21 protein-coding genes are annotated in these 21,768 nt (G+C 48.5%); 3 read left to right on the top strand and 18 right to left on the bottom strand.

The genetic code is table 11. From position 1 onward, the window contains the following. Positions 1–957: RNA-guided endonuclease TnpB family protein (locus ACR0QE_RS08470; protein ID WP_432627934.1), on the top strand; the 957-nt coding region annotated here is incomplete at its 5' end. 191 nt (positions 958–1,148) lie between these two features. Here ACR0QE_RS08470 and ACR0QE_RS08475 read toward each other — a convergent pair. The 15 genes from ACR0QE_RS08475 to ACR0QE_RS08545 all read right to left on the bottom strand — a co-directional run bounded on the left by ACR0QE_RS08475 (position 1,149) and on the right by ACR0QE_RS08545 (position 17,105). Then, complete coding sequence (locus ACR0QE_RS08475; RefSeq protein WP_432627935.1) at positions 1,149–1,865, bottom strand: urease accessory protein UreF; 717 nt, start codon at positions 1,863–1,865, stop codon at positions 1,149–1,151. A gap of 41 nt (positions 1,866–1,906) precedes the next feature. Further along, entirely contained in the window at positions 1,907–2,395 is a 489-nt protein-coding gene (locus ACR0QE_RS08480) for an urease accessory protein UreE (protein WP_432627936.1), read from the bottom strand. Between the two features lie 324 nt (positions 2,396–2,719). Next, positions 2,720–4,438 (bottom strand): urease subunit alpha, encoded by a 1,719-nt coding sequence (gene ureC, locus ACR0QE_RS08485; protein ID WP_432627937.1) that lies wholly within the window; start codon positions 4,436–4,438, stop codon positions 2,720–2,722. A gap of 26 nt (positions 4,439–4,464) precedes the next feature. Then, positions 4,465–4,830, bottom strand: a complete 366-nt coding sequence (locus ACR0QE_RS08490) for an urease subunit beta (protein ID WP_432627938.1) — start codon at positions 4,828–4,830, stop codon at positions 4,465–4,467. Next, the gene (gene ureA, locus ACR0QE_RS08495) at positions 4,827–5,177 is read right to left on the bottom strand and encodes an urease subunit gamma (RefSeq protein ID WP_432627939.1); all 351 of its coding nucleotides are present in this window, start codon (positions 5,175–5,177) and stop codon (positions 4,827–4,829) included. Before ureA ends, ACR0QE_RS08490 begins: the two co-directional genes overlap by 4 nt. A gap of 56 nt (positions 5,178–5,233) precedes the next feature. Next, positions 5,234–5,923 (bottom strand): urea ABC transporter ATP-binding subunit UrtE, encoded by a 690-nt coding sequence (gene urtE / locus ACR0QE_RS08500; protein ID WP_432627940.1) that lies wholly within the window; start codon positions 5,921–5,923, stop codon positions 5,234–5,236. Between the two features lie 23 nt (positions 5,924–5,946). Further along, complete coding sequence (gene urtD, locus ACR0QE_RS08505; RefSeq protein WP_432627941.1) at positions 5,947–6,708, bottom strand: urea ABC transporter ATP-binding protein UrtD; 762 nt, start codon at positions 6,706–6,708, stop codon at positions 5,947–5,949. 67 nt (positions 6,709–6,775) lie between these two features. Then, positions 6,776–7,891 (bottom strand): urea ABC transporter permease subunit UrtC, encoded by a 1,116-nt coding sequence (gene urtC, locus ACR0QE_RS08510; protein ID WP_432627942.1) that lies wholly within the window; start codon positions 7,889–7,891, stop codon positions 6,776–6,778. Between the two features lie 134 nt (positions 7,892–8,025). Beyond that, positions 8,026–8,934 (bottom strand): urea ABC transporter permease subunit UrtB, encoded by a 909-nt coding sequence (gene urtB / locus ACR0QE_RS08515; protein ID WP_432627943.1) that lies wholly within the window; start codon positions 8,932–8,934, stop codon positions 8,026–8,028. A 106-nt stretch (positions 8,935–9,040) separates the two neighbouring features. After that, on the bottom strand, positions 9,041–10,336 hold the full coding sequence (gene urtA / locus ACR0QE_RS08520) for an urea ABC transporter substrate-binding protein (protein WP_432627944.1): 1,296 nt from the start codon (positions 10,334–10,336) through the stop codon (positions 9,041–9,043). Between the two features lie 218 nt (positions 10,337–10,554). Continuing rightward, positions 10,555–11,601, bottom strand: coding sequence for a response regulator transcription factor (locus ACR0QE_RS08525; RefSeq protein ID WP_432627945.1), 1,047 nt, complete (start codon positions 11,599–11,601; stop codon positions 10,555–10,557). 315 nt (positions 11,602–11,916) lie between these two features. Further along, a complete protein-coding gene (gene adhE / locus ACR0QE_RS08530) occupies positions 11,917–14,529 on the bottom strand; it encodes a bifunctional acetaldehyde-CoA/alcohol dehydrogenase (protein ID WP_432627946.1) in 2,613 nt (870 codons plus the stop codon). A gap of 267 nt (positions 14,530–14,796) precedes the next feature. Further along, positions 14,797–15,312 (bottom strand): DUF4446 family protein, encoded by a 516-nt coding sequence (locus tag ACR0QE_RS08535; protein WP_432627947.1) that lies wholly within the window; start codon positions 15,310–15,312, stop codon positions 14,797–14,799. 63 nt (positions 15,313–15,375) lie between these two features. Further along, the gene (locus ACR0QE_RS08540) at positions 15,376–16,338 is read right to left on the bottom strand and encodes a ParB/RepB/Spo0J family partition protein (RefSeq protein ID WP_432627948.1); all 963 of its coding nucleotides are present in this window, start codon (positions 16,336–16,338) and stop codon (positions 15,376–15,378) included. Then, positions 16,335–17,105 carry a ParA family protein gene (locus ACR0QE_RS08545; protein ID WP_432627949.1) on the bottom strand — a complete coding sequence of 257 codons (771 nt, stop codon included), beginning with the start codon at positions 17,103–17,105 and terminating at the stop codon, positions 16,335–16,337. Before ACR0QE_RS08545 ends, ACR0QE_RS08540 begins: the two co-directional genes overlap by 4 nt. A gap of 280 nt (positions 17,106–17,385) precedes the next feature. Here ACR0QE_RS08545 and ACR0QE_RS08550 point away from each other — a divergent pair, with 280 nt between their 5' ends. Next, the gene (locus ACR0QE_RS08550; protein WP_432627950.1) at positions 17,386–18,342 is read left to right on the top strand and encodes an alpha/beta fold hydrolase; all 957 of its coding nucleotides are present in this window, start codon (positions 17,386–17,388) and stop codon (positions 18,340–18,342) included. A gap of 160 nt (positions 18,343–18,502) precedes the next feature. Here the strand turns inward: ACR0QE_RS08550 and ACR0QE_RS08555 are convergent, their stop codons facing one another. After that, the gene (locus ACR0QE_RS08555) at positions 18,503–18,871 is read right to left on the bottom strand and encodes an Hpt domain-containing protein (protein ID WP_432627951.1); all 369 of its coding nucleotides are present in this window, start codon (positions 18,869–18,871) and stop codon (positions 18,503–18,505) included. 5 nt (positions 18,872–18,876) lie between these two features. Then, complete coding sequence (locus ACR0QE_RS08560; RefSeq protein ID WP_432627952.1) at positions 18,877–20,421, bottom strand: HD domain-containing phosphohydrolase; 1,545 nt, start codon at positions 20,419–20,421, stop codon at positions 18,877–18,879. 171 nt (positions 20,422–20,592) lie between these two features. Here ACR0QE_RS08560 and ACR0QE_RS08565 point away from each other — a divergent pair, with 171 nt between their 5' ends. Next, positions 20,593–20,958 (top strand): VOC family protein, encoded by a 366-nt coding sequence (locus tag ACR0QE_RS08565; protein WP_432627953.1) that lies wholly within the window; start codon positions 20,593–20,595, stop codon positions 20,956–20,958. Positions 20,959–21,014: 56 nt separating this feature from the next. On the opposite strand, the gene rsmG is transcribed toward ACR0QE_RS08565, so the two are convergent. Then, positions 21,015–21,746, bottom strand: coding sequence for a 16S rRNA (guanine(527)-N(7))-methyltransferase RsmG (rsmG, locus tag ACR0QE_RS08570; protein WP_432627954.1), 732 nt, complete (start codon positions 21,744–21,746; stop codon positions 21,015–21,017). Between the last annotated feature and the right edge of the window lie 22 nt (positions 21,747–21,768).

The raw sequence follows: 21,768 nt of genomic DNA on the forward strand, positions 1-21,768 counted from the left end.
CCGATTCCGGATGCAAGACTCAAGCAGGCGTGTATCATTCCGGAAAATGGTCGTTACCGTTTGACCTTTCAGTTTGAAGTTGCGAGAGACCTTCCTGAATGTTCAGAAGAATCTTACCGAATCTGTGCAATTGACTTTGGTGTCGATAATCTCATGGCAGTTACGAATAATTGTGGCATAGCGTCTCTTTTATATAAAGGTGGCACAGCCAAGGCATCCAATCAATGGTACAACAAAACGATTGCAAAACTTGTAAGCAAACAGACTCTTCAATCGGGAAAGAAATTTGTACCAGATGAAGCGTATTATGCGATTACAAACCGCCGAAACGATCAGATCTCAGATTATCTGCATAAATGTGCAAAACACTTTGTGACATGGTGCGTAGAAAACCGTATCGACACCGTTGTCATGGGGGTAAATAAATACTGGAAGCAGAATTCTGGAATCGGTCATCAAAATAATCAGGAGTTTGTGCAGCTGCCAATCACTAAACTTCGCGAAATCATTCAGTATCTTTGCGAATGGAACGGGATTCGCTGTATTGAACAGGAAGAAAGCTATACCTCAAAGGCAAGTTTTCCTGATCATGATCCGATCCCGGTATACCAAAAAGGAGATTCCGCAAAATATACGTTTTCCGGTAAGCGAAAACCGACTCGCTATGCAGGAATGTATAAGAAAGATGGATTTCGCGGTCTTTATCAAACAAAAAATAGCATGATCATCAACTCTGATTTAAATGGATCTGCGAATATTTTGAGAAAAGCATATCCGCAAGCCTTTACTGGGGAAAGTCTGCCTTGTTTTGAGAATGTTTTTATCATTCTTCATCCTGACTATGAAAATCAGAAAAGAAACTGTCAAAAACAATTACAAACAAACCATTTGCCCAGCAAATCAAAACAAAAACGTCAGCGACGAAAGGAACATACTTTGCGTCAAACAGTCGCTTAAAAGTAATCCCATTGGGATAGGGCTTTGTGAATAGCCATAAGCCACTTATCGTAGTCTTTTAGAAACCACGCCTGATGGCGTAGGAAACGGAGACTTCAGACGTGGTAATTCATTCAAATAACAAATGTTCCTACATACAATATCCAATCCAAACTAATTAATCATCACGAACAATGATTTTTATCTTACATTTAGGACATATAAAGACGCGAATAAAGTGCCTCATGCTGCATACAACGAATCTCAAATCCCGGTGCCTCCGCGCCGAGGTCATCCTCATCCAGTTCCTCTAACCGTGCCATGACCTCATCAAACAATTCCTGCGCACCAAATAAAATCTGCTGTCCGGCAGTCTGGCTGAGCGGCACGGTTTTCACACAGTTTGTAACCATTGCAGACGTCTGTGCATAGAGATAATGTTCGAGCATCATCTGCCTTTTTATCCCCGCTGCCGCACAGAAGACTCCGTATACAACAGGATGATTTTTTACTCCCGGAAGTTTGATATATTCGTCGAAAATCTGACTTTCAAATGGAACCTCCCATGCTGAAACTGTCTTGATAAAACGAGATCCCAATTTTTCTCCCGCCTGACGAACTTCCATCGCAACACGGGTTGCCGTCACAGTCTCATCAAGCTCTGCAAGGTTCGCCAGAATCTCCTTGTTTTGTTCTGGAATATGTTCCGCAAGATCATACGCCATTGCCACCGTCAACAATTCATTCTGGCAGAAACTGTGCAGAAGCATGCTTCTGATATAAGCTCGCGCGGTCTTTGCATCTTTCACGATTCCCTTTTGGATATATGTTTCCAAGCCATAAGAATGAGAGTATCCTCCGATCGGAAACAAGGCATCATTGATCTGCAACAGCAAGTAATGTTTTCTCTGTTCACTCAAATCACTCATGTTTTCTGCCTCCGTCTTCTCTCTGAATTTCCCCTATATTTTTAATGAGTGTGACTGCTGACTGTTGAGGAAATTGCGCGATCAAAATCAAGTTTTCTCACTGCCTTCTCAACAGTCACCCCATGCAGTTTTGCAAGAAGCTGAAACGTCGGCTCGTTATATGGAGTGATAAACTCATTGTCCTCCTCGCCCCACATCAGAGCGCCATGCTTATTTCCAATCTCAAAGCAAACTTTATGCGCCATCTTCGGATGGTGCTCGTCAACATGAATGACAATAACCTCGCATGGCGGAACGTCTACAGCAATGATCTCATTTCCATCCTGCCACAACACATCCCCCTGGCGCAGTCCTCTCGTAAGTATCTCTGTGCCGAGACGAACTCCGATCTCCCGTCCGCTCTGCGTCACTTTCTGGTGAATTCTCTTATATGCTTCATGCCACTCAATCTCTACATAATCAATCTTATATGTTTCACCGGAAAATTTTTCATCAGAAAGATTTCCCAGCACCTGCTCACAAAGTATCATATTTTCCCGTCCTCTCTCTCCCCTACTTTACAAAACAAATAATATTTATTGCTGAATTATATCTTCGATCAATTCCATAAAATTCGCTTCACAAATAATAAAACAATCGAGACACAGGCGACGTAGGGCGAGAAAGTCACTGGAAACCCGTGTGTGACGTTGGTGCTTAGGCTGTGTATTTTACAGCCTTATGCACCACTACGTCGAACCCGGAGCGAGAGCGCGTTTACAGGACTTTCTCTGCCGGAGGAGCCGTTTCTTATTCCACTTATCCGTATTTCCGCCATATCGCCTGCATTACCAAATGCTTGATTGTACATCACCTTAAAACAGCGAATACATCTGTGTCAGCGGAAGTTTCTCTGCCGGTTTCGAAGTCAGAGACTCTCCATCTGCCTTAACCTCATACGTCTCCGGATCCACGGTGATCTCCGGTGTCTTGTCATTCCACTTCATATCTTTCTTCGAGATGTTCCGCGTATTGTGAACCGGAAGAATCATTTTCTGAAGACCAAGTTTTTCTTTGATTCCCTCATCGAAAGACACCTGAGAAACAAAGGTCGCGCAGGTCGCATACCTGGCTCTTCCGTGTGCACCAAACATGTGCTGGTACATCACCGGCTCCGTCGTCGGAATCGACGCATTTGCATCTCCCATCTTCGATGCGATAATCATTCCGCCCTTGATGATGATGTCCGGTTTGACTCCGAAAAACGCCGGATTCCAGAGTACAAGATCTGCGAGTTTTCCGACCTCGACGGATCCGACATAATCGGAGATTCCGTGCGTGATTGCCGGATTGATTGTGTACTTGGAGATATAGCGGCGAATTCTCATATTGTCATCATTTTCTGTATCGCCCTCAAGCGGCCCGCGCTCCTCTTTCATCTTGTGCGCAGTCTGCCAGGTTCTCGTGATGACCTCTCCGATTCGTCCCATCGCCTGCGAATCTGAGCTCATCATGCTGAATACTCCCATGTCGTGAAGAACATCTTCCGCCGCAATCGTCTCCGGCCGAATTCTCGAATCCGCAAAAGCAACATCCTCCGGAATGTTTTTGTCGAGATGGTGGCAGACCATCAGCATATCCAGATGCTCATCAAGTGTATTCTTTGTGAATGGCATTGTCGGATTTGTCGAGGATGGAAGCACATTCGGCGCAGATGCCGCGCGGATGATATCCGGAGCATGACCACCGCCCGCACCCTCCGTGTGATACGTGTGGATCGTGCGCCCGTTAATCGCTGCAAGAGTATCTTCCACACATCCGCCCTCATTCAAGGTGTCCGTGTGAATTGCGACCTGAACGTCATACTCATCTGCGACATTGAGGCAGTGATCGATGACCGCCGGGGTTGCTCCCCAGTCCTCATGAATCTTGAGTCCCATCGCACCGGCCTTAACCTGTTCAATCAGCGAAGCCTCATCGGAGCAGTTTCCTTTTCCGAGAAAACCGAGGTTCATCGGATACTCCTCAGCCGCTTCAAGCATTCTCGCAAGATTCCACGGTCCCGGTGTACACGTCGTCGCATTTGTTCCGTCCGCCGGCCCTGTTCCTCCTCCGATCATCGTTGTCACACCGGAAAACAACGCACAGTCAATCTGCTGCGGACAAATAAAATGAATGTGCGTGTCGATTCCGCCTGCTGTCACAATCATTCCCTCTGCCGCAAGTGCCTCCGTCGAAGCGCCGACCGTCATTCCCGGTGTCACCCCATCCATGATGTCCGGATTGCCCGCTTTTCCGATCCCGACAATCTTTCCGCCCCGGACTCCGATATCTGCCTTGTAGATTCCCGTGTAATCCACAATCAGGGCATTTGTCAGTACCAGATCCAGATCGCCGTCCACACTTGTCGTCTTCACAGACTGTCCCATTCCATCGCGGATCGTCTTTCCGCCGCCGAACTTGATCTCATCCCCGTAACGGGTCATATCATACTCCACACGCGCAATCAGGTTGGTATCTGCGAGACGGATCCGGTCCCCGGTTGTCGGACCGTACATCATGCTGTATTGTTTTCCACTGATCTTGCAACTCATCTTGTCAGTCCTCCTTGTCTATACCTTTAAACTCCGCGCATCTTTTTTGCCTTCGCGCGCTCGAGTGCCTGATCCAGATTTTCGGGAACGGCCTCTCCGACGGTCAGATCATTGCATCCGTACACAATCTTCTTTCCACCCAGTGCGACAAGCCGGACGCTCCGCTTTTCTCCCGGCTCAAAACGCACGGAAGTTCCGGACGGAATATCCAGCCGGAATCCAAATGCCTCTCTCCGGTTAAATTCCAGACAGCGGTTGACCTCAAAAAAGTGGAAATGAGAGCCAACCTGAACCGGTCTGTCTCCCATATTTGCCACCATCAGCTCTCTCGTCTCTTTTCCCTCATTCAAAACAATGTCCCGGTCAAGGGGCAGAATTTCTCCCGGTCTCATAAGTCCGCCTCCTTCGCTTTTCTTGCCTCCCAGCAGGATGGTCCCGGCTGGATCGGATTGTGAACCGTCACAAGTTTCGTTCCGTCGGGGAAGGTTGCCTCAACCTGGACCTCCCCGACCATATCTGCCACGCCATCCATCACATCTTCCTCACTCAGGAGTTTTCGTCCAAGTTCCATAAGCTCCACAACCGATTTTCCGTCCCTGGCAAGTTCTAAAAGTTCTGAACTCAGGTAGGCCACCGTCTCCACATAATTGAGCTTCAATCCTCTGCCCCGGCGCTCTGCCGCAAGCTGCCCTGCCATATGAAGCATCAGCTTCTCCTGTTCTTTCGGTGTCAGTCTCATCTGTGAAATCCTCCTCCATCTAATCAATCCATCTGGCGTTCTGTCCTGCTTTGCTCTTACAGCGACATGGTTGCCTGAAGTTTTTCCTGATCGAGATCCGCCGGAGCACCGTCCATGATGATGCGTCCATTTTCCATCACATAACAGTAATCCGCAATCTCCAGAACAAACTCCAGATACTGCTCCACAATCAATACTGCCATCCGGGATTTAAGCCCCGTGATGACCCTTCCGATCTCCTGAATGATTGACGGCTGAATGCCCTCGGTCGGCTCATCGAGAATCAGGATCTTCGGCTCCGACACAACCGCTCTCGCGATTGCGAGCTGCTGCTGTTGTCCGCCCGAGAGATCTCCGCCCTTTCTCTGGAGAAATTCTTTCAGAATCGGAAATGTCTCAAAAATAAAATCCGGGATCTCACCTTTTCCCTTCTTCGCCTCTAAGCCGAGAAGAATGTTTTCCTCAACAGTCAGCTGCGGGAAAATCTCTCTGCCCTGCGGGACGTATCCGATTCCTCTTCTCGCCCGCTCATAAGCCGGAAGATGAATCAGTTCCTCTCCGTCGAGCTGAATACTTCCCTCCGGGGTCTTTACCAGACCCATGACCGCTTTCATAGTCGTCGTCTTTCCCGCTCCGTTTCTTCCCACAAGGCAGGTGATCCGCCCGGTCGGCGCCTCCAAATCTACATGGCGCAGAACCATTCCCTCTCCGTAAGTTGCATACAAACCTTCTGTCTTAAATGTCATTCTCGATCACCTCCATTTTAGCTTTATCCTCTGCCCAAATACACGTCAATGACCTTCTGGTTCTTCTGAACGGACTCCATTGTGCCCTCGTCAAGCACCTGTCCCTCATGGAAGACGGTAACGGTATCCGAGACATCCTTTGCAAACTGCATATCGTGCTCGACGACAATGATCGAACAGTCCTTCTTGATCTTTTTCAAGAGTTCCGCCGTCTTTTCCGTCTCTTTTCTTCCCATTCCGGCAACCGGCTCATCGAGAAGCATCAGCTGCGGTCTTGCCGCCATCAGCATGCCGATCTCAAGCCACTGTTTTTCTCCGTGCGAGAGGCTTCCCGGATATTTGAACCGTTTGTCCTGAAGACCGATAAATTCCAGAACGTAGTTCATATAGTCTCTTTTTTCTTTCGAGAGTTTCAAAAAGGTGGTACAGTAAATCGAATGTTTTCTCGCCACCGCAAGTTCAATATTTTCCTCGATCGTGATGCCTCCGAATACGCTCGGCGCCTGAAACTTCCGTCCGATTCCCAGATCCGAGATCTTGTACTCGCGCATCTTCGTCACATCTTTATCGCCCTCTCTATCACTGTGGAAAATGATATGTCCGTCGGAGACTTTATTTTTTCCGCAGATCGCATCGAGGATCGTTGTCTTTCCCGCTCCGTTCGGTCCAATGAAAAAACGGATCTCATTTTTTCCGACGCTTGTGGAGACATCCTTGATCGCCTTGAAATCACCAAATTTAATGCTCACATCCTGAATATCCAGAACCGGATCTTTTACTTCCATGATTCATTCTCCTTTCGCGCCCCTGATTTTTCCTGACAAAATTCCTGACACAAATTACAGCTAAAGATTAGTGCGCGCTGCTTCTCTTTTCCTCTGATACAAAATTCTCCGTCTCTCTCGGCTTCTCATTCTTCCTGACCTCTATTGCATGACGGATTCTTCCCGGAACTTCTTTCAGGGAGACGAAACCGCCCGGGAGCCACAGGATTACAACGACAAACAGAACACCAATGAAGTAAGACCAGAGTTCCGGGAAATTCTCACTCGCAATCGTCTTGAATCCATTGACGGCAAGCGCACCTAGAATCGGTCCGGCAAGGGTTCCCTTTCCTCCGATTGCCACCCAGATGATCATCTCAACCGACGGAGTGATGCCGACTTCGTTCGGGGAAATGATGCCGACCTGACCGACATACAGAGCACCGGCGATTCCGGCAATCACAGCGGAGAGTGCATAGACGAACACCTTGTAGCTTGCCGTGTTGTAGCCGGCAAATCCGGCACGGTTTTCTCCGTCACGAATTGCAATCAGCACACGGCCGACACGGCGTCCCGTCAGGAAACGGCAGATTCCGTAAATCAGAATCAGTGCGATCAGAGTTGCGTAAAACATCTGAATCTTTGTGATCGGGGAATTGATGCTCTTTCCAAAAATTGTCTTAAAGTCTGTCAGTCCGTTCGATCCTCCGGTGTACGCCTGGCTTCCGATCAGGAGCGTGCTCATAATCATTGCCATCGCCTGAGAAAGAATGGAGAAATAGACGCCGCGGATCTTATTTAAGAAGGTTAAATATCCGATCAGAATCGCGAGCGCCATCGGCACAAGAATTGCCATTGCAATCGCAAAAACCGGATTTGCAAATGGTTTCCAGAATGCCGGAAGTGCACTCATTCCCGTCCACTGCATGAAGTCCGGAAGTGCTCCACCGGATGCCTCCAGTTTCAGATACATCGCCATGCAGTACGCTCCAAGTCCGAAGTAAACGCCGTGTCCGAGACTAAGGATTCCCGTATATCCCCAGATCATATCAAGCCCGAGCGCCACAATCGCAAAACACATATATTTTCCAAACAGGCTGACGCGAAACATCGGCATATAAAACGGAAGTGTGCCGAGAAACAGAAAAATCAGAAGAACCAGAACTGTGGTTCCTTTTATTTTTATAGCAGATCCAGGTTTCATCTCTGTACCATCCTTTCCTTACTTACGATAGCGCTTCCAGCGATTCAAACAAGATTCTGGTCAGCTCTGCTGACATCTTCCAATCAGAATCACTGCGCATCCACTCTGAGTTATCACCCGTCAGGCCACATTCATCAGTCTTCCAGAGAACGGGTATGTACGGCAAAAATGCCCTTAGGACGAAACTGAAGCAGGATGATCACGCACACAAAGATCAGAACTTTTCCCATTGAAGCGGTTGTCACAAACTCAAACGCCGTCTCACCGACTCCGATGAATCCAGCTCCGAAGACGGAACCGATGATGCTTCCCGCGCCGCCGACGACAACCGTCATGAACGTATCCACAATGTAGTTGGTTCCAAGTGTCGGCCCGATCGCTCCGATCCAGGTCAGAGCGCATCCGGCAAGACCTGCAAGTCCGGAACCGATCGCAAATGTGGAAGCATCAATCCGGCTCGTGTTGACTCCGAGACTCGCCGCCATATTTCTGTTCTGCATGACGGCACGGATGTTTCTTCCCTGACGGGTCTTAAACATCAGTCCATACACGCCGAGGAGGCACACAATCGCAATCAGAAGAATGAAGAGACGTTTGTACGGAAGGGCAAGCATGCCGGAAATCTTTAAGCTGTTCTCAAGAAAGGAGGGAGCCTCGACACCGACGTTCGGGGAACCAAAAATACTTCTTGCCCCCTGCTGGAGAATCAGGCTGATGCCCCAGGTCACGAGCAGGCTGTCCGCCGCTCTTCCATACAGCTTTCGGATGATCAGTTTTTCCAGAATCAGACCGCAGAGTGCGGCAACGAGAAAGGAGAGAAGGATCGCCACGATGCAGTAGCTGTCAAACAGCGATGCCGGAAGATACTTTTTAAAAAGATTTTGAACGACGTAGGCGGTGTAAGCCCCGATCATAATAAATTCTCCGTGAGCCATATTGATGACTCCCATAAGTCCAAATGTAATTGCCAGTCCGAGTGCTGCCAGAAGCAGGATGGAACTGACGCTGATTCCGTTAAACAGCTGCATCAGAAATAGTTCCATAGTGTTCTCTCCCTTCCAAATTTTCCTCTTAACGAAGACATCCCGACCGAAGTCGGGATGCCATTATCACCATTGTCTGTGAACGATATTCTTTTTGTAGAGTTTTTTACTGAGCGGAAAGTCCTGCTGCCCACTCGTAAGTGCTTAAGTATGGATCCGGTTTCACAGCCTCGCCCGTGCTCCAGACCTCATCGATCAGACCGTCCGCATTGATCTTGCCGATCCGCACCGGCTTATACATATGCTGGTTGTCTCCGTCGATCTTTATTGTTCCCTCCGGAGCTGCAAACTCGATTCCGCCCGCTGCCGCTTTCACTTTGTCGACATCGGTGGAACCTGCCTTCTCAACAGCTGCGGCCCAGAGATATACGGCATCGTAACCTGCCTCAATCGGATCATCCGTCACACGGTCCTCACCATACTCTGCCTTGTACGCTTCAACGAATTTCTGATTCTCCGGCGTGTCCGTCGTCTCATAATAGTTCCATGCAGTCAGATGACCTTCGAGGTACGAAGCTCCGATTCCTGCGACTTCCTCCTCCGCGATCGATACGGAGAGGGTCTGGATCTGATCCGGTGTCAGGCCTGCATCCTTATACTGTTTGAAGAACGCAACGTTCGAGTCACCGTTTAAGGTGTTAAAAATGAAATCCGGCTGTGCCTGCTGGATCTTGCTGATGATCGTCGTGTAATCGGTGTGACCCATCGGGGTGTACTCCTCACCGACAACCTCCATTCCCAGAGCCTCCGCCTGTTTCTTCACAATCTCATTTGCTGTGCGCGGGAAAACATAATCAGAGCCGAGCAGGAATACTTTCTTTCCGTAATTCTCACTCATGTACTCGATTGCCGGAACAATCTGCTGGTTCGGAGCTGCTCCGACATAAAAGATGTTCGGGGATGACTCCATGCCCTCGTACTGAACCGGATACCACAGAAGACCATTGTTGCTCTCAAAAGTCGGAAGCACTGCCTTTCTGCTTGCGGAAGTCCAGCATCCAAATACGGTTGCAACCTTATCATTCAGCAGAAGTTTCTCAGCCTTCTCCTTAAAGGTTGCATTGTCGGAAGCTCCATCTTCCACGACCGCCTCGAGCTGTTTTCCGAGGACACCTCCTGATGCGTTGATCTCCTTGATTGCCAGAAGCTCTGCATCTTTTACCGATGTCTCACTGATCGCCATCGTTCCGCTGAGGGAATGAAGAATTCCAACTTTGATCGTGTCACCCGATGATTCCTGGGTACTTGCCTGTTCGGTTCCGGACTCTGAAGTCTTGGTCTCTGCCTCTGTCGATGCACCGCTTCCGGATACCTCCGACATTGCACCACCGCTACACCCTGCGAGGGAAAATGCCATTGCAGCCGCCATCACTGCCGCTGCCAGTCTGCCCATCTTCTTCATAATTGTTTCCTCCTCATCAAGTTTTTCGTTCTGGCTTTCTGCCGTATAAAAAGAGTAAAAAAATAGCCGCCTGTTCCCTCTTTCCGGAACATGACAGCTTCGTCTTTTCATACCGCTTATTTTGTTTTTCCTGCGTTCTGCAGATGAGAGAATCATACATGATTTATGGCGTAAAAAAAACCATACAGTTTCGGTTTTATACCCGACATTTTCGGAATTCAGCATGATTTCCGGTATCCGGCCGGCGTGCACCCCGTATAATTTTTAAACAGTTTTGTGAAATAATCCACGGTCGCATAGCCGAGTTCTCCGCTGATTTCATACACTTTTTTGTTCGTCCCGCGGAGCATTCCCTTCGCCTTTTCCATCCTCATGCGCATACAGTAATCCGAGATCGTGACCCCTGTGCGCCGCCGAAACCGCTTTCCCATATAGTCGCGGCTGAGATCAAGCTGCTGCTCCAAATAATCCTGAATATTCTCCATCGAGGCGTTCTGCTCCACAATTCCGGCAATCCGGTTAGCGAGTGGATCAGGGGATGCAAGCCCATAGCGGCAGATGCGCTCAAGAAATTCCTCAATCACCTGCTGTGCAAACCTGCGGATCTTTGCGCCCTCACTCTCCCCTCCTCCACGGAGTTTTCCACAAGACCTCTCGCTCTCATCCAGAATGTCCACAGGATCTAAAAAGCGAAGCCAGAGCGCATCTTCTTCCATCTTCTGCCAGATCTGCTCAAGAATATCCATAACACGCCCACAAAGCTCCGTTTCCGGATTCAGACAGCCCTTCTTTGCCTCTGCGCAGAGTTCCCCCGCAATCGCCGCTCCATCTGCCTGATTCGGGTTTTCAAGCAGTTTGCGGTAAAACCGGATTCCCGTATCCTCCTCCGGCGCAAGCCGGCTCCTCCCCGCAAAAAACAGGGCCTCCGTCAGTTTCTCTTCGCTGTACGGCTTTTCGATGTAATCGACCGCCCCGAGGCGCATTCCCTCCCTTGCACAGTAAAAATCATTCTGAGGACCGGCAAGAATCACACAGGAGGCGTATCCTCCGTCCCGGATCTGCCTGCAAAGTTCAAGTCCTCCCATCACTGGCATCGTCACATCCGCAATCACAATATCATAGCGATTCACCGCCATCTTTTCGAGGGCATCCTTTCCGTTTACTGCCACTCCAGCAAGCCTGTAAAATCCATGTCTCCAGAGCGGATACGAACACGCCTGTGCCCTTGTCCGCTCCTCATTCTCCACAAGAAGTACCTGATACACGATTCGGATTCCTCCTCTCTAAAAAATGTGCCTTGATATAAAAAAGAATGTGCCTTGGCACATTCTCGCGCCGAGGCGCGGTTGCTTTGGCAACCATCTTCCCCTGCGCCGAGTGCGCATCCTTGCGGAGCATTTTTTGTATGATAGGACGCAATTTCCTATCATACAAAAAATGCGGAGCACCCGATCACGATATTCGCCATCGAATGCTCCGCCTCTGCTCTTATGTTGTTGGATTATACCGAATTATTTGTGAAATTGCAAGTGGTGATTAAAACTTCTCTCATTCCCACCCGTATACCGTAACGTGAGAATTTATTTTCCGTAGTAAGCCTTCAGGTACATCTCCTTGATCTCGCTCATCAGCGGGTATCTCGGGTTCGCACCAGTACACTGGTCATCGAATGCCTGCTCGGTCATTGCGTCCAGAGTATCGAGGAAGTACTTCTCGTCTACGCCGTAGTCTGCGATTGTCTTCTTCACGCCGACAGCCTCTTTGAGAGCATGGATCTTCTCGATCAGCTTGTTTACAGCTTCCTCATCATTCTTTGCCTGAATGCCTACGAAACGAGCGCACTCTGCGTATCTTGCGCGGGTATGCGGATACTCGTACTGCGGGAAGGTACCCATCTTTCTCGGAACCTCAGCTGCGTTGTAAGCAATTACCAGCTCAAGCATCAGCGCATTTGCGATACCGTGCGGGATGTGATGGAATGCACCCAGTTTGTGTGCCATGGAGTGACATACTCCGAGGAAGGCGTTGTTGAATGCCATACCAGCCATGCAGGAAGCATCTGCCATCTTGCATCTTGCCTCAACATCGTTTCCGTTGTTGTAAGCACGCGGGAGATACTCAAATACGTTCTTCATTGCCTTGAGTGCAAGACCGTCAGTGTAGTCGCTTGCCATCACGGAAACGTAAGCCTCGAGTGCGTGTACCAGAACATCGACACCGGATGCACTCGTCAGACCCTTCGGCTGGCTCATCATGTTGTCTGCATCGACGATGGACATATCCGGGAGCAGCTCGTAGTCAGCCAGCGGATACTTGATTCCGGTCTCCTGATCGGTGATAACTGCGAAGGAAGTCACCTCAGAACCGGTACCGGAAGAGGTCGGGATTGCTACGAAGTATGCCTTCTCACCCATCTTCGGGAAGGTGTATACACGCTTGCGGATATCCATGAAGCGCATTGCCATATCCTGGAAATCTACTTCCGGATGCTCGTACATTACCCACATGATCTTTCCGGCATCCATTGCGGAACCACCGCCGAGTGCGATGATGACATCCGGCTTGAATGCGGTCATTGCCTTTGCACCTGCCTGTGCATTTGCCAGGGTCGGATCCGGCTGTACATCGGAGAAGCACTGGTATACGATACCCATCTCATCCAGCTTGTCGGTGATCGGCTTGGTATAGCCATTCATGTATAAGAAGGAGTCGGTTACGATGAAAGCTCTCTTCTTGCCAAGTACGTCTTTCAGCTCGCTTAATGCGACCGGCATACAGCCTTTCTTGAAGTATACCTTCTCAGGTGCACGGAACCACAGCATGTTCTCTCTCCTCTCAGCCACAGTCTTGATATTGATCAGGTGTTTTACACCAACGTTCTCGGAAACGGAGTTGCCGCCCCAGGAACCGCATCCAAGTGTCAGAGACGGAGCAAGTTTGAAGTTGTAGATGTCACCGATACCACCCTGAGAAGACGGGGTATTTACGAGGATACGGCAGGTCTTCATTGCTGCTGCATGCTTTGCCAGTTTCTCTTTCTCATTGACATTGACATACAGGGAAGAAGTATGACCGTAACCGCCGTCTGCTACGAGACGCTCTGCCTTTGCAATTGCCTCGTCGAAGGTCTGTGCCTTGTACATAGCCAGAACCGGAGACAGCTTCTCATGTGCGAATTCCTCGCTCAGCTCTACGGACTCAACCTCACCGATCAGGATCTTGGTATCTTCCGGAACATCAACGCCTGCAAGTTTTGCAATCGTGTGTGCCTTCTGGCCAACGATCTTTGCATTCAGTGCGCCGTTGATGATGATGGTCTTTCTTACCTTCTCAAGCTCATCCGGCTTTAAGAAGTAACATCCGCGGTAGATGAATTCTTTCTTGACTTCCTCGTACACCGGAGCCAGAACGGTTACGGACTGCTCAGATGCACAGATCATACCATTATCAAAGGTCTTGGAATGGATGATGGAGTTTACTGCCAGCTTGATATCAGCGGTATCATCGATGATTGCCGGAGTGTTTCCTGCGCCTACGCCGAGTGCCGGTTTTCCGGAGGAGTAAGCTGCCTTAACCATTCCCGGGCCGCCTGTTGCGAGGATGATGTCTGCATCCTTCATAACAGTGTTGGTCAGTTCCAGAGACGGAACATCGATCCATCCGATGATTCCCTCCGGTGCTCCTGCCTTAACAGCTGCATCCAAAACAACCTTAGCTGCTGCAATCGTGGATGCCTTAGCACGCGGATGCGGGGAAATGATGATGGCATTTCTTGTCTTCAAGCAGATCAGCGTCTTGAAGATTGCGGTAGAAGTCGGGTTCGTGGTCGGGATAACGGCTGCAACCAGACCGATCGGCTCTGCGATCTTCTTGATGCCGTATGCCTTATCTTCCTCGATGACTCCGCAGGTCTTCGTATTCTTGTAAGCATTGTAGATATACTCTGCTGCGTAGTTGTTCTTGATGACCTTATCTTCTACGATACCCATTCCGGTCTCTTCCACAGCCATCTTTGCCAGCGGGATTCTCATCTTGTTCGCTGCCAGAGCTGCACGGTAGAAAATCTCATCTACCTGCTCCTGAGTATAGGTAGCAAATATCTTCTGCGCCTCGCGCATTGCTTTCATCTTGGCTTCCAGAGCTTCCACGTTGTCAATGATTCCGGAAGTTACTACTTCTTCTTTCTTTGCCATCTTGATTCTCCTCCAAAAATGTTATTCTCTAACTCAATGTCTTAATGTCTGTGTCTCATAATCGATGAATCGATGTTAGGTTTGTTAACGCGTTATCTGTTTGATATTTTTTTAACAACTTGATTCTATATGCATTATATCCGATCGTTAAATAATTGTCAATATGTCTTTTCAAGTTTTTTTCTATTTTTAAAAAAAATACATCTATACATACAAGAAAAAGTCCGGCTTCCCGGACTCTCCTTTATCTTATCCCTTTATTCTTCTTTACTGTTCCCGCTCTTTATATCCGAGTGCCTGCTCCAACGCCTCTTTCTCCTCATTTCCGAGAAGAACTTCCGTCTCACCGCGGTCCACTTCCTTTAAGTAGAGGTAACATCCCTCCCGGCTGTGAACCGAATTGATGACAAATCCGGTGTTGGTATAGTCGAGGATGGCGAGAGCAAAACTCAAATTCCCGCCCATCCCCTGAAATGCATTGTATTTTACAATTCCAATCTTCTGAAAAGCTGCCCGGCTGTTCTTATTTGCCGTGCGGATCGCATCCTTATTCGCGCGATCCTGAGAGCGCAGCTCAAGAATCTCATCCATCTGCTCGGAAATCAGCTCCTCCAAGGACTCCGCATCTTTTCCTCTCATAAAATAATCGTATCCGCGGTAGAGCTGCTGCATCTTCAAAACTCCGATAAATACAACAATCAGAAGAATCAGATTCAGAACTGCCAGCGCCAGAATAATATAAAACGGATCAATCCCAAGATTATTGAGAATGCTTCCTTCCATTCTGTATTCCACTCCTATCTATTTCTGTGTATCTTTGCCAACAAACCCACCCATAACTTAATCTTACCGGATGGATTCGATCAGCTCAATGATCCGTTCAAGTTCAGACTGTGAATAGTACGGAATCTCGATTTTTCCCCGGTTGTTGTCCTTGCGGCTGATGATGACCTGAGTTCCGAGGATCTCTTTCATGCGTTCTTCAAGATCCTGATAAACCATCGCAATCTGCTCATCTTCTCTCACATTGAGAGGTTTCTGATCTGGATTTTCTGCCATTTGCTCAGCGACCTTCTCTTGCACAGTCTCCGGTGCCTTCGTCTCTTCCTTTTTCTCTTTTCCGAATGTCTTTACTGCTCTCTCGACCTCACGGACATTGAGGTGGTCCCTCTCCACGATCTTTGCCAGTTCAAGCTGCTGATCCTGATCCTGAAGGCTTAAGATTGCACGTGCATGACCGCTCGTAATCCGCTTCTCCGATACCATCTTCTGGACTTCCGGATTCAGGTAAAGCAGACGAACACTGTTTGTGATGACCGTTCTGCTCTTCGATACGCGCTTTGCGATCTCACCCTGTGTCATGCGGAATTCAAGCATCAGACGCTCATACGCCTTTGCCTCCTCAATCGGGTCAAGGTCTTCTCTCTGAAGGTTCTCGATCAGGGCAATCTCCATCGCCTCCTGTGCACTGAACTCACGGACGATCACCGGAATCTTCTCAACCTCTGCGATTCTCGCCGCGCGCCATCTGCGCTCTCCTGCGACAATCTCATAGTGGTCTCTCTTCTTCTGGACAAGCAGCGGCTGAAGAACTCCATACTGCCTGATGGATTCTGCCAGCTCATTGAGCTGCGCCTCATCAAAATATTTTCTTGGCTGATCCGGATTCGGCTCGATCTCCGTCACCTTGACGAAGAGTTCTTTCTGACCTTCCAAAGTATCTGCGCTCTTTCCGGAAACCTCATCTACAACTTCCTCACCGAAAAATGCACCAAGTCCTCTTCCAAGTCCTTTTCTGCTTCTCCTCATTCCTCTCCCCCTCTGTTGATTACTTCTGAAGCGAGCATCCGATAGCTCTCCGCACCGCTTGAACGTGAGTCATAAAGATTGATCGGCATGCCGTGGCTCGGAGCCTCCGCCAGTCTCACATTCCGCGGAATAATGGTCTTATAAATCGTCTCATTGAGATGCTTCTTTACATTCTCCACCACCTCAAGAGAGAGATTTGTTCTCGCATCGTACATCGTGAACACCACGCCCTCCAGCTCCAGACTCGGATTCAGACGTTTCTTTACCATCTCCACCGTCTGAAGAATCTGGCTTAAGCCCTCAAGCGCATAGTACTCGCACTGAATCGGAACCAGCACTGTGTCTGCCGCAGTCAGTGCATTGATCGTCAAAATGTTCAGGGACGGCGGACAGTCAATGATGATAAAATCATAGGAGTCCGAAATTTTTTTGAGCTCCGTGCGCAGAAGTGACTCCTTGTTCTTCACGTCAAGAAGTTCAATTTCTGCCGCTGCCAGATTCATATCTGACGGCATGACGTCAAGATTCTCCTGTACCTCCTGATAGATGCATGCATCCAGTCCACAGTCTCCAAGCAAAAGCTCATAGACGGTTTTATCCATCTCTTCCTTCTCAAATCCCAGTCCGCTCGTAGCATTTCCCTGCGGATCAAAATCCACAGACAGAACCTTCTGTCCTGCCTCTGCCAGACACGCTGAAAGATTGATCGCCGTGGTCGTCTTTCCCACGCCGCCTTTCTGATTTGCAATCGCTATTATTCTACCCATTCTGCATCCTTTTTATTGTATCTCTCATGGGTCCCGCCCGAAAGGTTCGTATTTTCCGCGGAAACCCGTTCTTTTTTACGGGGAATAGTATAACACAATTTTTTTTGTTTTCCTATAAAAATAAATGAAATCCATCCCGGTAGTTGTCTGATAATTCGTTCCTGTGAAACTCCTCTGTATGTCTGTTCCTAATTTTCTGTCTTTTTATTGTCTATCCCGATAATTTGTACTATAATATCAACAGATCAAATGCATCTTGCCTGCAACAAGGAGGAATTATATGAAGGCAAAAAACAAATTACTGACCCTGTTGATTCTGTCTGCCACCACCGCTGCCTCCGTCGCAGCTATCAATAAAATCATCAAAGTTACCGCGGTATCAAAGAATCTTCTCACGGATGATAAGTCAAATTCCCTGTGCTTTAAATGGCGCCTGGGAAATATCCATTACACAAAAGCCGGAAGCGGAATGCCTCTGCTTCTGATCCACGATCTGAATGCCGGAGCAAGCGGCTATGAGTGGAGCAGAATTGTCTCTTCCCTCCAGAATGACTACACGGTATACACCATCGATCTTCTCGGCTGCGGCCGCTCGGAAAAGGCGAACATGACCTACACGAATTACCTCTACGTTCAGCTGATCTCTGATTTCATCAAATCCGTAATCGGCCACCGCACCAGCGTCATCGCAACCGGAGAATCCGCATCAATCCCGATCATGGCATGCGCCAACAATCCGGAACTCTTTGACCAGCTGATGTTTATCAACCCGTTGAGTGTACAGGATTTCTGCCAGATGCCGGGAAAGATCTCAAAGATGTACAAACTCCTTGTCGAGCTCCCGATGATCGGAACCCTGCTCTACAACATTGCCAACAGCCGTCAGGCCATCCATGAGCGTTTCGTGGAATCCGGTTTCCAGAATCCATACTCCGTCAAACCGGCATATGTGGATGCCTACTATGAATCCGCCCACCTCGGCGCCTCTCCGAAGTCCATGTATGCGAGCACAAGCTGCAATTACACGCGCTGCAACATCGCCAATGCGCTCAAAAAGATTGACAACAGTATATATCTCATCGGCGGCAGCGGAATCGAGCATATCGAAGACCGCCTGAATGAATACAAGGAATACAACTCCGCAATCGAGACTGCACTAATCCCGGGTGCCAAGGGACTTCCTCAGCTCGAGGCTCCGGAAGAGCTGGTGGAGCTGATCCGCACCTACATCCACTAAGTTCTGCCGAACGCATTTTTGCAGAACAGGGCGCAATTTTCTATAAAACTGTGAAATAAAAAAGCGATTTTTCAATCCTGCCTGAGGTATTCCCTCAACCAGATAGAAAAATCGCTTTTTCTCTTAATGCCCTAATGGCACTCAGCCTCACTTATTACTCTTACTCATTCATCGCCTTGATTGCAGAGATCGTGCGGGCGTAATCCTCCTGAACCTGAGTCCACAGGCGTCCTGCCTCTGCAAGATCCACCGCCTTATCCTCACCTGCCGGGCGAAGACACTCGGTCAGATCAGAAGAGGAATGTGCAAGACCATCAAATCCCATATTCTGTGCGACACCCTTAATTGTGTGTGCGGCGCGAAATGCCTCTTTGTAGTCTTCTGCCTGCATCGTCTGCTCCAACTGTGAATAGCTCGGATCGTCCACAAATTTCAGTACGAATTTCTTAATCAATCCCTCGCTGCGAAGACGAGACAAAACTGCATCAAAGTCTGCTCCCATCGCTTCGTAACATTCTCTCAGATTCATTTTCCCTATCTCCTTTCATCCAGCCGGAATACCTCTTCCGCTCTTCCAATCACACCGACTCTGAGTGCTTCCTCACCGTCAGACCACAAGGTTCTCGCAACAAGACGGTGCTCCTTCAACTCGCCAAATGCATGAATCTTGATCTTTATATCGATCGCCGGATTCTCCGGTGTTGTCTTTGCGAGTTCCGCCTGCACCTGTTCAAATGTCTCCTGATCCTGAAGGAGAGCAGACTCTTTTCTGAGATCAAGCTGATTTTTCTTGAGCCCAAGGAGACGTCTTCCCCAGTTTGAAAACAGAATGACATTGGTCAGCTCGCTGTAATCAAAGACCAGTGTTCTCTCATGCTCGAAGAAGAATTCTTTTTTCGCCTGCTCAATTCTCATCTGGTTGATCGAATAGCCATATCCATGAAGCTTTTTGTGCTTGAGAATCTGTTCTACCGTCTCATGCACCTGGAATTCTCTCTCCGGAGAGTTCACAGCAAGTTCTCTCTGAATATCCCCTGCGACTTCCAGCAGACAGTCGAGCAGAAGCGGATTGAACGCACCGCACTCTCCATTCAGAATCATGTTGATTGCCGTCTCATGCGAGAATGCCTTCTTGTAGCATCGCTCACTCGTCAATGCATCATACACATCTGCGAGGGAAACGATCTGCGCGGAAATCGGAATCTCATCCCCTTTAAGTCCATCCGGGTATCCCTTTCCGTCGTATCTCTCGTGATGCCAGCGGCAGATCTCGTATGCCGTCTTCACAAACGGCTCATTCTGATAAGCCGTGATTGCAGACAGCATGGAAGCTCCGACTGCCGAGTGTGTTTTCATGATCTCAAATTCTTCTTTTGTCAGCTTTCCCGGTTTGTTGATGATCTCATCCGGAATACTGATCTTTCCAATATCGTGAAGTGCCGATGCCGTGGAAATCCGGATGATATCCTCCTGCGTCAGAGGATACTTGTCCGTCTTTTCTACAAGGTGCTGAAGCAGAATCTCTGTCATCGTGTTGATGTGAAGGACGTGAAGTCCGCTCTCGCCATTTCTGAATTCCACGATATGGCTGAGAATATTCACCATCATGCTGTTATTTCGCTCTTTTTCATAAACCTGATCCGCAACAAGACCTACCAGACGTTTCTGTTTTGCGTAAAGCATCAGGGTATTTTCTACTCTGCGCCGTACAATCAGCGCGTCAAACGGACGGCTGATGTAATCCGTCACACCAAGTTCATAGGCGCGCTCCATATAAGAAGATGCCCGCTCTGCTGAAATCATGATGACCGGAATATTGTCAATCAGATGATACTTATTCATGATTGCCAATACCTCAAAACCATCCATCTCCGGCATGGTAATGTCCAGAAGAACCAGATCAATAGCATCAGAATATTTGCGGATGAGTTCAACTGCCTGTACTCCATTTTCTGCTTCCAGAGTTCGATAATCTTCCTGAAGCATATCCGTCAGGATCGCACGATTCATCTCAGAATCATCTACAATTAAAATGACCTGTTTTTCCTGAATCTTGTCATCCGTTTCTGTCTGTCTCATTCCATCCCCTCCTTTATCTTCGAATTTCAATAAATTTTTCCTAAATGTATCCCATTTTCCTATTATACGTGAAAATTCAAACGAAAACAAGCACTCATATATATAACGCTTGAGTTTTCTTCTCATTCCAGATACAATGAAAAGAAAAACGAGAAAGGAAACCTTACAAAAATGATCCGATTCAATCACTTTAACTTCAATGTTCTCGATCTTGAAAGAAGTCTTGCATTCTACAAGGAAGCTCTGAATCTGACTCCGGTCAGAGAGAAGACGGCTGAGGACGGCTCCTTCAAGCTCGTCTACCTCGGCGACGGAAGCTCTGATTTCACGCTTGAGCTGACCTGGCTTAAGGATCGCACCGAACCTTACGATCTCGGAGAATGTGAGTTCCATCTCGCTTTCACAACCGATGAGTTCGAGGCTCTTCACGCCCGCCATAAAGAGATGGGAATCATCTGCTTTGAGAATGAGGCAATGGGAATCTACTTTATCGGCGATCCGGACGGATACTGGATTGAGATTGTACCTGCAAGATAAAGAATAGGGATTAAGGGGAAAAGTTTTCCCCTTAATCCCTATTCTTTTGTATTCAGTTACGCAATTGGCTCCTTCGCCGGAACTCCCGCTTTTCTCGGGAAGCGTTTCGGCGTCTTCTCCGTCTTCTTAATCACCACAAGACTTCTGTCCGCTTCTGCACCGGAAAGAGTGAATCTCACAACGTTTTCCACTTTTCCGCCGAGCACCTGAATCGCCTTCTCGCCGGCTTTCAGCTCCTCATCGATCTTTCCTGACTTGTACGGCACAAAAAGTCCACCCACTTTTACGAATGGCAGGCAGTACTCTGAAAGAGATGCCGTATTTGCCACTGCCCGCGATACACTGAAATCATACTGCTCACGGTACTGTGGATTCTTTCCGAAATCCTCGGCTCTTCCGTGAATTGTCTCGATATCCTGAAGACCAAGCTCACCGATGACCTCGTTCAGGAACTTGATTCGCTTGTTCAGGGAATCGAGAAGCGTCACCTTTAACTTCGGAAACGCAATCTTGAGCGGCAGTCCCGGAAATCCTGCTCCGGTTCCCACATCGATCAGTTTCGCCCCCTCAAGCGCGGATTCCTTGACGGCGCGCACCAGAGCGAGACTGTCCACAAAATGTTTCTCCGCCACATCCCCGACCTCTGTGATTCCGGTCAGGTTCATCACCTTATTCCACTCTACAAGGAGTTCATAGTAGCGGTAAAACTGTTCCAGCTGGTTCTCAGATAATTCCAGTCCTGCCTCCCAAACTCCCACTTCCATTTTTTCTCTAAAAATCTCTTCCATTCCGGCTCTCTTACCTTATCCT

Source organism: Brotaphodocola sp. (genome assembly GCF_050873065.1).
Lineage (GTDB): Bacteria > Bacillota > Clostridia > Lachnospirales > Lachnospiraceae > Brotaphodocola.